Origin of the sequence: Thermococcus sp. JdF3 (genome assembly GCF_012027495.1) — an archaeon.
Classification (GTDB): Archaea; Methanobacteriota_B; Thermococci; order Thermococcales; family Thermococcaceae; genus Thermococcus.
Map to the genome: position 1 here is coordinate 146,533 of NZ_SNUK01000002.1, position 13,688 is coordinate 160,220.

At 55.1% G+C, this 13,688-nt stretch carries 16 protein-coding genes; 2 read left to right on the top strand and 14 right to left on the bottom strand.

The features are described 5' to 3' along the window. Window positions 1-13 precede the first annotated feature (13 nt). The 6 genes from E3E42_RS03335 to E3E42_RS03360 all read right to left on the bottom strand — a co-directional run bounded on the left by E3E42_RS03335 (window position 14) and on the right by E3E42_RS03360 (window position 3,694). On the bottom strand, window positions 14-916 hold the full coding sequence (locus tag E3E42_RS03335) for a DMT family transporter (protein WP_167902707.1): 903 nt from the start codon (window positions 914-916) through the stop codon (window positions 14-16). Window positions 917-1,026: 110 nt separating this feature from the next. After that, complete coding sequence (locus E3E42_RS03340; RefSeq protein ID WP_167902708.1) at window positions 1,027-1,251, bottom strand: YHS domain-containing protein; 225 nt, start codon at window positions 1,249-1,251, stop codon at window positions 1,027-1,029. After that, the gene (locus E3E42_RS03345) at window positions 1,252-1,458 is read right to left on the bottom strand and encodes a heavy-metal-associated domain-containing protein (RefSeq protein WP_167903114.1); all 207 of its coding nucleotides are present in this window, start codon (window positions 1,456-1,458) and stop codon (window positions 1,252-1,254) included. Window positions 1,459-1,552: 94 nt separating this feature from the next. Continuing rightward, window positions 1,553-1,936, bottom strand: a complete 384-nt coding sequence (locus tag E3E42_RS03350; protein ID WP_167902709.1) for a DUF302 domain-containing protein — start codon at window positions 1,934-1,936, stop codon at window positions 1,553-1,555. Window positions 1,937-2,000: 64 nt separating this feature from the next. Further along, complete coding sequence (locus E3E42_RS03355) at window positions 2,001-2,858, bottom strand: FTR1 family protein (protein ID WP_167902710.1); 858 nt, start codon at window positions 2,856-2,858, stop codon at window positions 2,001-2,003. 266 nt (window positions 2,859-3,124) lie between these two features. After that, complete coding sequence (locus tag E3E42_RS03360) at window positions 3,125-3,694, bottom strand: peroxiredoxin (RefSeq protein WP_167902711.1); 570 nt, start codon at window positions 3,692-3,694, stop codon at window positions 3,125-3,127. A 240-nt stretch (window positions 3,695-3,934) separates the two neighbouring features. On the opposite strand from E3E42_RS03360, the gene E3E42_RS03365 reads away from it, so the two are divergent. Beyond that, window positions 3,935-4,132 (top strand): hypothetical protein, encoded by a 198-nt coding sequence (locus E3E42_RS03365; RefSeq protein WP_240913619.1) that lies wholly within the window; start codon window positions 3,935-3,937, stop codon window positions 4,130-4,132. A gap of 73 nt (window positions 4,133-4,205) precedes the next feature. Here E3E42_RS03365 and E3E42_RS03370 read toward each other — a convergent pair whose 3' ends face one another. The 8 genes from E3E42_RS03370 to E3E42_RS03405 all read right to left on the bottom strand — a co-directional run bounded on the left by E3E42_RS03370 (window position 4,206) and on the right by E3E42_RS03405 (window position 12,925). Further along, window positions 4,206-6,185, bottom strand: coding sequence for a hypothetical protein (locus tag E3E42_RS03370; protein WP_167902712.1), 1,980 nt, complete (start codon window positions 6,183-6,185; stop codon window positions 4,206-4,208). Window positions 6,186-6,300: 115 nt separating this feature from the next. Then, window positions 6,301-6,849 carry a DUF998 domain-containing protein gene (locus E3E42_RS03375; protein ID WP_206205984.1) on the bottom strand — a complete coding sequence of 183 codons (549 nt, stop codon included), beginning with the start codon at window positions 6,847-6,849 and terminating at the stop codon, window positions 6,301-6,303. 59 nt (window positions 6,850-6,908) lie between these two features. Further along, the gene (locus E3E42_RS03380) at window positions 6,909-8,027 is read right to left on the bottom strand and encodes a SufD family Fe-S cluster assembly protein (protein WP_167902713.1); all 1,119 of its coding nucleotides are present in this window, start codon (window positions 8,025-8,027) and stop codon (window positions 6,909-6,911) included. Further along, window positions 8,027-9,454 carry a Fe-S cluster assembly protein SufB gene (gene sufB, locus E3E42_RS03385; RefSeq protein ID WP_167902714.1) on the bottom strand — a complete coding sequence of 476 codons (1,428 nt, stop codon included), beginning with the start codon at window positions 9,452-9,454 and terminating at the stop codon, window positions 8,027-8,029. Before sufB ends, E3E42_RS03380 begins: the two co-directional genes overlap by 1 nt. Beyond that, the gene (gene sufC, locus E3E42_RS03390; RefSeq protein WP_167903118.1) at window positions 9,432-10,175 is read right to left on the bottom strand and encodes a Fe-S cluster assembly ATPase SufC; all 744 of its coding nucleotides are present in this window, start codon (window positions 10,173-10,175) and stop codon (window positions 9,432-9,434) included. Before sufC ends, sufB begins: the two co-directional genes overlap by 23 nt. A gap of 111 nt (window positions 10,176-10,286) precedes the next feature. Next, window positions 10,287-10,811: a ferritin gene (locus E3E42_RS03395; RefSeq protein ID WP_148883623.1), complete on the bottom strand. Its 525-nt coding sequence runs from the start codon at window positions 10,809-10,811 to the stop codon at window positions 10,287-10,289. 49 nt (window positions 10,812-10,860) lie between these two features. Continuing rightward, window positions 10,861-11,952, bottom strand: coding sequence for a tRNA uracil 4-sulfurtransferase ThiI (gene thiI / locus E3E42_RS03400; RefSeq protein ID WP_167902715.1), 1,092 nt, complete (start codon window positions 11,950-11,952; stop codon window positions 10,861-10,863). A gap of 1 nt (window position 11,953) precedes the next feature. Beyond that, entirely contained in the window at window positions 11,954-12,925 is a 972-nt protein-coding gene (locus E3E42_RS03405) for a ThiF family adenylyltransferase (RefSeq protein ID WP_240913620.1), read from the bottom strand. A gap of 134 nt (window positions 12,926-13,059) precedes the next feature. Between E3E42_RS03405 and E3E42_RS03410 the strand changes: the two genes are divergently transcribed. Beyond that, window positions 13,060-13,596, top strand: a complete 537-nt coding sequence (locus tag E3E42_RS03410; protein WP_167902716.1) for a nitroreductase family protein — start codon at window positions 13,060-13,062, stop codon at window positions 13,594-13,596. The last annotated feature ends 92 nt before the right edge of the window (window positions 13,597-13,688 follow it).

Below are 13,688 nucleotides of genomic sequence, written 5' to 3' on the forward strand. Positions count from 1 at the left end.
GGCTTTGGGGGAACTACTCCGCAGACAGCAGATAGACGCCGGCGAGCATGAGGGCGCCGAAGAACGCTTTAATGGCGGTGAAGCTCTCACCGAGAACAAGAAAAGCGAAGAAAGCACCAATCAACGAGGACGTCGAGAAAATCGCCCCCGTTCTCATCGCCCCGATCTCCCTAAGGGCAAACAGGAACAGCACGATGGAAAAGCCGATGCTGAAGGCCCCGACCGTCAGCACATAAGGAAGGCTCCCGAGCGGAACACTCAGGGGAATTCCCAGGAGAAACGCCAGGCCCAGGAGGGCGGTTCCCCCAAGCAGCCCCTTCAGGGACGTCACGAGCAGCAGATCCCGCTTGAGGCTCAGGAGCTTGCTCAGGTTGTTGTCGAGGGCCCAGAAAAATCCGGCCAGAACGACCAGAATGTTGCCTATGAGGTTTTCTGCCAGCTGGACGGCCCCCAAATTTTCCGTTGAAACAACGACCGCCCCAATCAGGATGAGCAGGATGCCTGCAACGCCCCGTCTGTGTGCCTTCTCCTTGAAAACAGCTATGGCAATCAGCACGGTGAAGAGCGTTTCCGTGTTAAGGAGCAGGGAAGCGTTGACCGCGGTGGTCCTCTCAAGGCCGAACATGAAGAAAATCGGGGCCAGGAATGAGCCGAAGAGAACCACCAGCGCCAGTATCTGAAGGTCGCGTCTTGAAAATGACCCCCGTGTTTTGACCCTGAACTCGAGCCTCCTGAGGAGCCTCTCTTTAATCGGGGTAAAGCGGAGGAGCATGAGGACGACTCCAGCCGTCAGATAGATGCTCCCGGCGACCACCATCGGGTGAACATCCCTGAGGGCAATCTTGTTCAGGGTGGAGCTTATCCCAAAGAGAACCGCCGCAAGCAAGGCCCCAACATAACCGTAGTGGTGCGTCATGCATTACTGTTGAAAAAGGAGTTTATAAGGTTGATTCACACGAAGAGAAAGAAGATAACACCGAATCACACGAAAAGCCAGTAATTCACACGGAATCAAAATGAAAGACCTTAGTGGTGACAGCCGCCCATGCGGTGCCCCCTGCGGTGTCCGTGATGACCGCCGTGGGAGTGATGGGAGTGCTCCATGCCCTCCATTCCGGCGTATTTTTCGGGATTTGCCTCGAACTCCGCCTTGCATCCAGGAGAGCAGAAGTAGTAGACCTTCCCGCCGTATTCGACCTTGAGCCCGGTGTCCTCACTTACCTCCATCCCACAGACTGGGTCAATCGGCATTCAGGCCACCTCCACTTCGTAGCCGTACCTCTCTATAGCCTTGATTATCTCCTCCAGGCGAACCCTTCCCGGGTCGAAATGGACAACGGCCTTCTTTTCCTCAAGGCTGACTTCACCCTTTGCACCGACGCTCTCTATCGCCTTGGTTATCCTCATAACGCAGTGCCTGCAGCTCATGTTCGGTATCTTCAATACAACCTCGGTCATCTGCATCACCAATAGGAGCTAAGAAGGAAAGCTTATTGCGCTTATTGTTGGCAAGATGGAAAGAAGACAGAGGCCAAAGTTCAATCATTGAAAACTATAACGAATCAATAATCTCCTTCACCTGCTCCTCCATCGGGCGCATCAGCTCGACGACCCTCTCGCCGGCGATCTTCCAGGCGACGCTCGGCAGGGTTACGCCAAGGTAGTTCCCATCCTCTCTGCGGTAGCCGAAGCCGGTGCAGGGAAGGAGAGCGCCGATGTTGGGGTCTATCTTGACCAGCTCCTCAACCAGCTCACTGTGGCAGATGAAGAGCAGGTGATAGTCGGCGATTATTCCGTCCGCCCCCTCCGTTATGGCCACCGGGATCCTCTCTCCGATTAAAAGGAAGCCAGCTTCCTCGAGCTTCCTCTTAAAGCGCTCCCAGATGAAGTCCAGATCCTCATCAAAGCGCCTGACGTAGTAGAACTCACCCTCCACGGTTTTCACCCCAATTGAAGTTTGTTTCACCCTTTTTATTCATTACGGGTCAGAAATGGGAAAATCAGGCCGCGCTCTCCGCGGCCTTTTTCTCTCGGTTCAGCACCGGTTCCTTACCGTATGCCCTGAGCACCAGATAGAGCGCCGTTATGAGGTAGCCAAACTGTACAATCACCCTGCCCCACTCCATGCTGGTGGAATAGCCGAAGAGCACGGCAAAGACCGAGCCGACAGCCCCTTTGTGGTGCCAGATGCTACCGCTCGGAATCCCGAGGTCGTAGGCTTCAGCAGAGAAAACCCCGAGGGAATAACCCTCCTCCTCTGCCCATTCTATCAGCTCGTGCGTGCCGTATCCGGCAAGTCCCGCGGCAACGAATACCAGCAGGATGGAGCTGTAGTAAAAGAACCTCTTCAGGTCTATGCGCATCCCCACGCCGTATATCAGATAAGCCAGCACGAGTGCCCCCGTCAGCCCCCCGATAAGGCCGAGAAGCGTCCCCGTCAGATTCTGGGTCATGAAGGGCGTAAGGAACAGGACTGTCTCAAGCCCCTCCCTGAAAACCACGATGAAAGTGAAGCCTATCAGGGCGAACGGGGATATTGACCTCCTTACCCTGCTCTCTATCTCCACCCTGATGTCCTTCCCCTTTGTGGCCATCCAGTAGATCATGCTTGTGAGGACTATCACGGCGAGGTAAGAGGCCACCCCTTCAAAGAGCTCCTTCTCGGCCAAACCGCCGTAGAACTTTAGTATGCCAGCTCCAAGGAGGACGCTGACGCCAACCGACAGAGCGGTGCCTATCCACACGTCCCTTATCTGGTTCGCCCTGTTTGTCCTTCGCAGGTAGGCTATTATTATCGCCACGATTATGGCCGCCTCAAGGGCCTCCCTGAAGGTTATGAGGAAAGCGCCAACGCTCATGGATTCACCTCCGATTTTTTAGGTCAATCTAAAATTCCTAGGATGGCTTATGAGTCTTATTTTTGCCAAATCGAAATTTCGTACAATGGGCGGAAAACATCCCCTATCCTCAACGGAATATACCACGTGTCAAACCCAGAAGGTTCGAAGGGGGTATCCCAGGATATGAAAACCGACCGGACTGCTCAAATCTGTGAAAGAGGGCGAAAGCTTGACTCCATCTTGGTAAAAATGGGGTAGAAAAATTTACAGAATGGAAAGGCTCATCATATCTTTCCTACCAGGTCGAGGCTAACCTCAAGGGTCTCCTTACCGGGCTCCCAGCTCGCCGGGCAGACCTGTCCCGGGTGCTCGCGGACGTACTTTGAAGCCCTCAGCCTTCTCAGAATCTCCTTTGCGCTCCTTCCTATGCTTAGGTCGTGCATCTCCATGTGGACGACCTTTCCATCGGGGTCTATTATGAAGGTCGCCCTCCATGAAACGCCCTCGTCCTCGATGTAGGTCCCGAAAAGGCGGCATATCTTTCCGGCAGGGTCCGCGAGCATCGGGTACTTTATCTTCCCTATCGCGGGTGAGGTGTCGTGCCAGGCCTTGTGGACGTAGGCGGTATCGGTGGAAACGCTCAGGATCTCAGCCCCTTCTTTCTTGAACTCTTCGTAATACTCAGCCAGCTCCTCAAGCTCCGTCGGACAGACAAAGGTAAAGTCCGCAGGGTAAAACGCCAGAACAACCCACCTGTCCCTGTAGTCCGAAAGCTTAACCTTCCCGATGTCGTCCTTCTCCGGGAAGTAGGCATCGGCCTCAAAGTCGGGAACGATTTCTCCAACCTTCACCATTCCGGTTCACCTCGAATTTAATTAGGCCACTCGAATTTATATGGGTTTGCCTAACAAAATGGAAAGTTTTGGATTCAGGAGCATTCAACTTTGAAAGGCAAATTTAAAAGGTCCCAAAGCGAACTCCTCCAGGTGATGAGATGAAGCTCAAGGTAGTTCTCGGAACGGCAAGGGGGGGCGGAAGAGCGAGAAGGTAGCGAGGTACATCACCGCAAAAGCCCGGGAACTCGGCTGGCAAGCGTGAACTACCGCATGCTCCCGGTGGAACAGGTTCTTTTCTACAACGTTGATGACCTGTTCAAGGGTGGAGAGCTGAGGGACGGAAAATACAAAGAAAGGGTTGAACGGCTTTTGGGAACCCTTGAGAAGTACGCCAGAGCTCTGAGGCCGATAAGGGATGAAATACGAAGGAAACTTGGAGAGGAAATTGGAAAATGAAGCAAAATCCAAGGGTACTGCCAAGAAAGGCAAAAGGCAGGGAAAATTAGCCCCTGCCGCATAGCCTTTTCAGTCAGTTCTCTTCCACACTTTCCGGTGCAAAGACGCCGATTCTGACGGGTTTGTCTTTAACAACGGCCATTGTCCTGATGGAGACCTTCCCATCCTCGTCGAGAACCTTGAGGGTAATTACGGATATCTCCCTGCCGGTCTGAGGGTTTCTGCCCGTCCACACCTCAAGGAACGTACTCCCCATGTAGGCTGGGGGTGTTTTGGAGTTTACTGCAGGACCAGTTACCGCCACGAGAACCTCTCCGCCCGAATCCACGACCGTCAGCTCGACGGGCGGAATGAACGGGCCCGTTCCAAAGTCCGTTACGTTGATGTACCTGAACTCAGGCAGGGGCGTCGGATCAAAGGGCCCCGTGCCGAAACCTTCAAGGACGCCGCTGAGGAACGGACCGGTGCTCCCACGCTCCGCGAGGAAGGCTGTGTACTCGCCGGCTCTCATCCGGGTAATCCCCCTGACGCCATCCATTACTTCACTCATGAGGGTGTCCTTCACCCATCCCATGCCGGCCGCTCCTCCTGCAAGTCTTCCCGTTTCGGCCCTGAAGTTTACGAGCTGTTCCGCCAGCTGTTTAAGGTCCGCCCTCTGGTTTGAAACTGGTTCAAAGGTGCTGTTGGAAGAGGGCTCGAAGATGATGGGCATCATCGTGAACTCTTCCTCGCAGACCTCCATGGGCTCCAGCGTCGTGTTGATGTTGAGCTCAAGCGGCCGGTAGCAGAACCCCCCATTCGGCGGATCCGCTTCCGCGACTATGCCGATGACCTCTTTGTCGAATCCGGGTATGCTGTAAACCCCCTTCCTGTCAGGGGTTAGAGTTCCTATCTCCTCTCCCGTCTCTGGGTCGATGAGAACCATAGCGCCGGGCATCGAATCGCTGCCGATGACCTGTATCTTTGTTCCTCCCTCAGGGACGCCGACCACCAGCATTTCGGACGTACTGAGTGGGGCCACCGCGAGCTTAAAGGTCATTCCCGTGAGGTCATCCCCTTCAAAGTAGACCTCCCCAAACGGGACCGGCTCAGGAGTGGTGTTCCCAGTGCCCGGTTCAAATATGAAGGGTGCCAATCCGGGTGAAGGACATATGAGCGGGTCCTCTGGCTCCTCCGGAATTGTGTTCATCGTGTTGCTGTCGAGGGGGAGTGGCCTGTAGCAGAAGCCCTCATCGTCAGCCATCCCAATGAGGGTGGTGTTTACGGGCGGAACCTGATAGACCCCGTTTCCATCGGGCTTGACCCGCAAAACGGTTTTCCCGGTATTGGGATCAACGAGGCGCATGGCCCCCGGTGAATCCCCGATGGCCTGAAACATGAAGCCCTCCTTCGGAACGCCGATTCTGACGGCCACTAGCTGGCCCGCTCCAACGGTTCTTCCCCCCTCGCGGATTCTCAGGAGTGAGCCGCTTGAGATGTGGTATATCTCAATGCTCTGGGTCTCATATCCCCTGGTGAGCTCCATCATTCTGGCCACCATCTCTTCCCTGCTCAGAGGTCTCATCTTTCCATTCTCCACAATGAAGAGCTTCCCGTCCGCCCTGTAAAAGGCCTCTATCGGTTCCCCCGTGGTGGCGTTCTCCCAGTAGGCGTTTTCAACCGCCGCTATAACCACCAGGTTTCTAAGCTCGGTCAGCTGAAGGAACTTTAAATGGGCCAGCCTTTCGAGGAGCAGGGTCTTTTCCCTGCCGGTGGAGTGCGCCGCGTCGCGCTCAAGGTTTTCAGCTTCCATCGTGAGACCGCTCAGGGTGACCGGAGTGAGTTTGCCTTCGATTTCCTTGATTTCCCTCTCGTAGGAGGTGATTGTTTTCAGAAGGTCGTCCTGATATTTCTCCTCCGAGACCTGGGGCGAAGACGGGGTGGGCTGAGAAGTTTTCCCAGTTTTAGTCTGGGTCTCGGTAATGTTTCCCTGGTCTATGCAGCCCGATATAAACGCACCGATCATGACAATGCTTAAAAGCAGGGCAAGGCCTGCGAGCTTTCCAATCTTCATTTTTTACACCTTTTCCAGCCACGAAACGCTAAAAATCGAGAAAAATCGTCAAGTGACTTATACCAGGGGTTAGACGCGGAGGTTATTAACGGTTATGCTTTCAAAGTGGAAAGGATTAAGCGAAAATGCTTTCATCCCAGCGAGCAATGAGGAGCGAAAAGACCATTATCAGCGCTATCTCGTAGGTCTCTATGAGAGCCGCCGAGGGCCAGTCTATGAAGGTTCCGAGGAGAGCAAAGGCAAACAAAAGGGCGGAGCCATGCCTTATTAGCCTCCCCTTCGTTCCGGCCCCGTATATCAGCATCCCCAGGAAGAACTGGACAAAGAAGTAGGTGGAGACAAAGACATGGGGCCTTGTCCCGCCGTGAAAGATTCCGATCAGGGCAAGAAATATCGCCGAGATGCTGATGTAGGCTCCACCAACCGTCTGGATCTTGTTCTCTGCCGCGAGGATCAGATAGAGTGAGAACCAAAGGACAAAGATCGCCGTAACCATCAGCCCGTAGTTGTATATCCACGGTGAGGAAGCCTTTGATGGATCACCCAGGTCGCTGAGAGCGTTATCAAAGAACGAAAACCAGGGATTCCTGCCTATGCTCCATGCCACGAAGAGCCAGTATACTATTCCGCCGGCAATCCCGGCATACCGGAGAACCTTCAGCATTGAACTCCCCACTTTAAAAATCGGGGGCATGCACTATAAGGGTATCCAAAAGAAAGGGCTCAGAGGAGCCCCTCTATGAGCTCTCCGACGTTTCCCCTGGCCTTGCCTCGGAGCCTTTCGAGGTGACTGCTCAGGGCCTCGCCGATGCCGTGGACGAAGAGGCTGAGCGCTTCGTCACTGTCGAGGCCCCTCGACCGGAGGTAGAAAAGGGCATCCTCGTCGAACTGCCTCACCGCCGAGGAATGAAAGGCCGACTCGATTTCTCCGGTATCGACCTCAAGCATCGGCACGCTCACTCCAAGTGAGCCCTCGTCCATTATGGTTATCTGAGACACGACACCGCTCGATGAGTTCCTGGCGCTCTCAAAGACCTTGGCAACTCCCCTGTGCACGGTCCAGCCGTTTTCGTAGGAGAAGCCGTGAACCCTCGTCTCGCTCGCAGTCTTTTCTCCGTACTGGAGGACGTTCGTAAGGTAGTCCACGGCTCTTCCGATGGCTATCGGCATGCCCCTGAGAACCAGCTCGCTTCCCCTGCCCTCAAGCGAGTAGTCCTCGCGGTGGTGGCTCATCTCCCCTGCGCTTACCACCGTGAAGGCCTTAACACTTGCACCCTCTCCAAGGCTCGCCCTGAGGAGATAGTGAGAAAGGCCCTTGTGCCTTCCAACGGTCAGAATCTCAAGCTCAGAGTTTTTGGCCCTAAGCTCGACCACGAGGGATTTAGCCCCTTCCTCGGCCATGTCGTAGATTATTATCGGGGCTTTAACGTTCTCAGCCTCGATGCTGACGTGGTGGCTGATAAAGGCCTTGGCGGAGAGGTGGGAGACTATAACGAGGGGCTCTATCAATTCCCCGGTAATCCTCAGCCGATAGGCCTTCCTGAGGGCGTAGAAGTGGAAGCCCAGGATTCTAGATTCCTCCGGTTGTGAGAGGCCGAGCGTCCCCTCGCTCAGCTGGACGTTGGCGGGAAGGTTGAACTCCGCTCCGCTTCCCGATAAAACGACGTTCCCCTTTATCGGAACTTCTCCCGCTTCCGCCTCGATGGGAAGCCTGAGCGGTGAGTTCTCCTCGAAGAGCTTCCACTTGGTGTAGCTCTTTATGGTCGGGCTGTCCCCGTACTTCTGGTAGGTGAGCTTTTCAAGGGCTCCAGGAGTTATCGAGGGAACGTTCTCGTGAGACATTAACCAACCCCCCCAACCTCGCTGAACTCCAGCTCTATGACCTTCTTGAGAACCTCGACGTACTCGAAGGGAAGTCCTTCGAGAATTTCGCTGATGAAGCCGAGCACTATGAGGCTCTTCGCCTCTTCCTCGCTTATGCCGCGCGAGTTCATGTAGAAGAGCTTGTCCTCGCCGAGCTTTCCGGTCGTGGCCTCGTGGATTATGCTCGCGCTCGGCTCATCGCTCTGGTTGTGTGGATAGGTGTAGGCCCTGCTCTCCTCGTCGAGGATTAGCGAGTCACACGAGACCGTCGCTGTGGAGTTTCCTGCCCCCTTGAGGATTCTCACGAGCCCGCGATAGATGTTTATCCCACCGTTGGCGCTTATGCTCTTCGAGACTATCTTCGAGCTCGTGTTTGGAGCCAGATGCCAGGTTTTGGCTCCGGTGTCCTTCATGAACGGCCCGTTGCTCAGCGAGACGACGTACTGGGCCGTTCTGGCACCTTCGCCCTTCAGAACGCTCGACGGATAGGTGTACGTTATCTGACTGCCGATGCTGCCCTCTATCCACTCGACGTAAGCTCCGCTTTCTATTATCGCACGCTTGTTGTTGAAGTTTATCACGTTCCTGCTCCAGTTCTGTATCGTGGTGAACTTGACGGTGGCGTTTTTGTGGGCGTATATCTCGACCATACCGTCGTGGAAGGAGAATCCCTTGTACATCGGCGCGCTACAGCCCTCTATGAAGTGTATGTAGCTTCCCTCGTCAGCTACGAGCAGCGTGTGCTCGAACTGTCCCTCCAAGGCGGAACCTATGACGAAGAAGGCCTCGACCGGGAAGGGAATCCTAACCCCTTTCGGTACGTAAACGAAAACGCCGCCGCTCCAGAGGGCGTGGTGTAAAGCTGAGAACTTGTGCTCTCCCGCCGGGAACACTCTGCCGAAGTACTTCTTCACTAGATCAGGGTACTTCTGAACCGCTTCCTCCATAGGAAGCATGATGATTCCCATCTTCTCGAATTCGGCCTTGAGGTTGGAGTAGACGCTCTCGCTGTCGAACACCGCCGTCAGCCCGGACAGAAACTTCTTCTCTATCTCCGGGATGTTCAGCCTCTCAAACGTCCTCCTGATGTTCTCGGGCAGGTCGTCCCAGTCCTTGACCTCGTTGCCTATCCCCGGCTTGGAATACAGGGCGAGGCTCTCAAGGTCAAGCTCTTCTATTCCCACCACCCACTTGGGCATTGGAAGCTTGTGGAACAGCTCAAGGGCCTTAAGGCGGTGCCTGAGCATCCAATCCGGCTCGTTCTTTATCCTCGAAAGCTCCTCGACCATGTCCCTCGTGAGTTCCCCCTTGAGCTCTATCTCCTTTGGATATGGAACTGCCGTTCCAAGGATTTCCTCAAGGGAACCGGCCCTGAGTATCTCCTCAAGCCTTGACTGCTGCCCCATTGTCCTCCACCGCCGCGAAGCCTTCCTCCTCAATGAGCTTCACCAGCTCCATTCCGCCCGAGACAACCATTTTTCCCTCTTTGAGAACGTGAACGCGCTGGGGGTTGAGGTACTCAAGGATCCTGCCGTAATGCGTGATGAGCAGAATGCCAGTTCCCTCGCTGTGGAGCCTGGCTATTACCCCCGCAATGACTTTGAGGGAATCAACGTCAACACCGCTGTCGGGCTCATCGAGGATAAGGAGCTTGGGCTTCACAAGGTAAGCCTGAAGCATCTCGAGCTTTTTCCTCTCGCCACCGGAAAAGCCGACGTTGAGCTCCCTTGAGAGCATTGAACTGTCGAGGCCCAGCTCCTCCACGGCCTGGAAAACCCTGTCGTAGGCCTCAACCTCGTCTATCCCCTGCAGGTTCTTCAGCGTCCTCTGGAGGAAGTTGATGACCTTGACGCCCTCGACCTCAACCGGATGCTGGAAGCTGAGGAAGATGCCCTTCCTGGCCCTCTCCTCGGGCTTTGCCCCGGTTATGTCCTCCCCGTCGAACAGTATCCTCCCCTCGGTAACGCTGTACCTCGGATGTCCGGCTATCGTTAAAGCCAGCGTGCTCTTTCCGCTCCCGTTGGGCCCCATGACAACGTGAAGCTCGCCCGATGCGAGTTCAAAATCCACTCCCTTCAGAATTTCCTTATCGGCAACCTTAGCATGGAGATTTTCCACTTTCAGCATGAGCATCACCGTTTTTCTTTACCCGCGTTTGGGTAGAAAAGTACACTTTTAAAACCTTTCTTCACAAATGTGGGTAATCAAAGGATGCAAAACGGGACAAAAGGAAGAAAATCAGCCCCCAGCCTGAAGGAGAAGCCCCGGAAGCTTTGGCGCCCTCTGGCCGAGCTCCTGATCGAGCATGAAGAGAACCTGCGGGCTGTCCTTCGCGAACTTGAGCTTATCGACTATCTTTTTGACGCTCGCCTCCTCCTCGACCTGCTCGTTTATGAACCACTCAAGGAAGGCCCTCGTCGAGTAGTCCTTCTCCTCCTCGGCCAGTGCGGCAAGCTCGTTTATGCACTTGCTTATGAACTGCTCGTGCTCGTAGGCAGCCTCAAATGCGGCAAGCGGTGACTCCCACTCCTTTGGTGGCTCCGGGATGGCCTTCAGTTCGACCCTGCCGTTTCTGTCGTAGATGTAGTTGTAGAACCTCAGGGCATGGCCAAGCTCCTCCTCGGCCTGGGCCTTCATCCAGTTGGCGAAGCCCTCAAGGTTCATGTCCTCGAAATAGGCCGCCATCGAGAAGTACAGGTAAGCCGAATAAAGCTCCCTGTTCAGCTGCTCGTTGAGGGCTTCGAGCATCTTTTCGCTCAGCATCTCCACCACCTCCAGGTATAGTTACACCCGGTTACTTTAAAAGCTTTCCTCATACCAGCCCTTCCCGCTCCAGCACCTCCAGCACGTGCTGAAACTCCTCAAGCTTCCCGCTTGTGACGACCCTGTCCGGCCGGAACGGGCAGTCGCAGTAGGGGTACTCAAGGAACGCCTGATAAGTACCTATCCTCCTGGCTATCGCCACTATCTCCTCCTTGTCCATGCCGAGGAGGGGCCTGTGAACCGGGAAGCGCACGCTCATCGTCTCGAAATACAGGTTCGAGAGGGTCTGCGAGGCCACCTGCCCGAGGCTGTCCCCGGTCACTATCCCGAGTGCGCCCTTTTCCGCCGCTATCTCCGCTGCCCTTCTCAGCATCGCCACCTTGCAGACAACGCACGTCCACTCCCCCTTTCCCGCCTCGATGAGGGCCTTCACGTAGGGCTTCAGAATCTCAAAGTGGTTCTCCACTATCAGCTCTATCGGCTCCGGGGAGTAATCCTCAAGTATATCAACGACCTTCTCGACAACGTTTCTCGCGTTCAGCCCCTGGTCAAAGTGCACCGCAATGACTCCCGCGCCTCTCTTGAGCATGAGGAAAGCGGCAACCGGTGAGTCTATGCCCCCGCTCAGCAGAACGACGACCTTTCCCTGAGTGCCAACGGGCAAACCTCCAACGCCCCTGAGCTTTTCGAGGAATACGTAGGCCTTTCCGGCTATTATCTCTATCCCGACGACGAGCTCGGGGTTCTTAAGGTCCACCTTCCAGCCGAAGTTCTCGACAATAAAGGCTCCGATCTCGCGGTTTATCTCCATTGATGTCTTGAGGAAGGTTTTATCGAGCCTCTGGGTTTCCACCCTGAAGCTCTTCGGGTTAAGACCCTTCAGGGCGTCCGTCAGGTAGGCCGGAATCTCCTCGTAGTCCATTTCCATCGCTGGAGATACCGAGACGACGCCGGGAACCTTGGCTATTATCTGGGCCGCCTCGTCGGGGGCATCGACCAGTATCCGCCCCCTGATTATCTTCGCCCTCCCCTCTATCCCTTTCCTCCTCAGCGCGGCGAGTACGTTGTCCCTGAGCTTCCTCTCGAATTCCCTCCTTTTGCCACCCTTGATGCCAACTTCGCCGTAGCGCACGATTATCACTTCAACCACCCAGATAGCGGGCAAAGAAGTTCTTGGCTTCCTTCTCGTCTTCGGCACCGCGGATTACCATCCTGCCGGTCTTGAACACCAGTATCTCGGCGTAGTCGTCCTCGAACTGAATGAACTGGCTCGTCTTCAGGTACTCGATGCCGAGCTTCTCAAGCCGCTCCGCAAACTCGTCAAGGTTGATGCTCATAGGCACGGGCGGCGTTACCTGTATTGAACCGTCGCACATACGCTCGACCTTTATCCGCTTTTCAAGGAAGGTGAGCTCTTTCCTCACGCAGGCGGGGCAGTCTTCCCTCCTCGGTATCTTGACCTTCTCAAAGTCCATACTCCTGAGGTCGAAGAAGAACAGCTCGCTCTCGACCTCCTCGCCGAGGAGTATCTTCGCTGCCAGTGCGACGGCCAGAGATGCCGCAAAGCTCGGTACGTAGCTCATTATACCGGCTATCGCGCAGGTCGGAAGGGGCCTCTCCGGGAGCTTGGGCATCAGGCAGCGGAAGCAGGCGGTTTTTCCGGGGATTACCGGCATTATGTTGCCGTAGGTTGCCAGAACGCCCACGTAAATCCACGGCTTGTTGTTTTTGACTGCGTAGTCGTTTATCACCTGGCGGGTATAGATGTTGTCGGTCCCGTCGATTATGAGGTCCGCCTCGTCAAGCAGGCTTACCGTTCCGGGGTTCAGGTCTTCGAAGTGGCCGGTGACCCCGAACTTCTCCTTTAGCACCTCGACCTTCGGCTTTCCGACGTCCTCCGTGGTGTATACAGTCCTCGGGAGGTCGCTCTCGTCCACGAAGTCCCTGTCAATGACAACTATCCTTCCCACGCCGAGCTTGTGGAGGAAGTAAACCTCCCAGCTGCCCAGTGCACCCGCCCCCACTACTGCAACAGTGCTCTCGCTCAGCTTCCTCTGGCCCTCGATTCCTATGATCGGGAAGTGCCTCGAAAAGTCCATCGTCACCCCTACCATGCTCTCACCATTGAGAAGTTTTAAAGCCCTCAAAAAAGGCTTTTGAAAACCAAAAGTTCTGGACAGTTCTGGGAAATACCAAAGCTGGGAAAGGGTATTAAACGGGTTTTCAGGAAATCCTCCTCGGTGGTGGCATGGAGTTCTTCGAGGTTCTCAGAAAAAGGAGGAGCGTGAGGCGCTTCCAGGAGAGGCCAGTTCCCCGCAAACTTGTGGACAAGCTCCTTGAGGCGGCTTTTCTGTCACCGAGTTCTTTCAACAGGAGGCCGTGGCACTTCATCGTGGTTGATGAAAGGGAAAAGCTCCTGGCGCTTTCAAAGGCAAAGCTCGGCGCCTCCGGTCTGGCAACGGCACCAGTGGCAATAGTCGTTACCGCCGACGAAAGCAGAAGCGACGTCTGGGTGGAGGACGCAAGCATAGCAGCTGAACACATACAGCTGGCGGCGTTCGACCTCGGCCTGGGAGCCTTCTGGGTGCAGATAAGGAACAGAATGCACGATGAGAATAGGACCGCGGAGGAATACGTGAGAGAGCTCCTTGGAATTCCCGAGAACTACCGCGTCCTCTGCATCATAGGGGTTGGCTATCCCGCGGAGAAAAAGCCTCCCCACGGCGATGAGGTTTTCGAGTGGGACAAGGTAAGCCTCAACCGCTTTGGCGAACCCTGGAAGTGATTCCATTGTGTCAACCGTTCTTCCATCGATTTTTTCACAGTGCAAAAAATAAACGCCATAAAGAGAATGAAGTAGAAAGTCTCGGTGGGGTA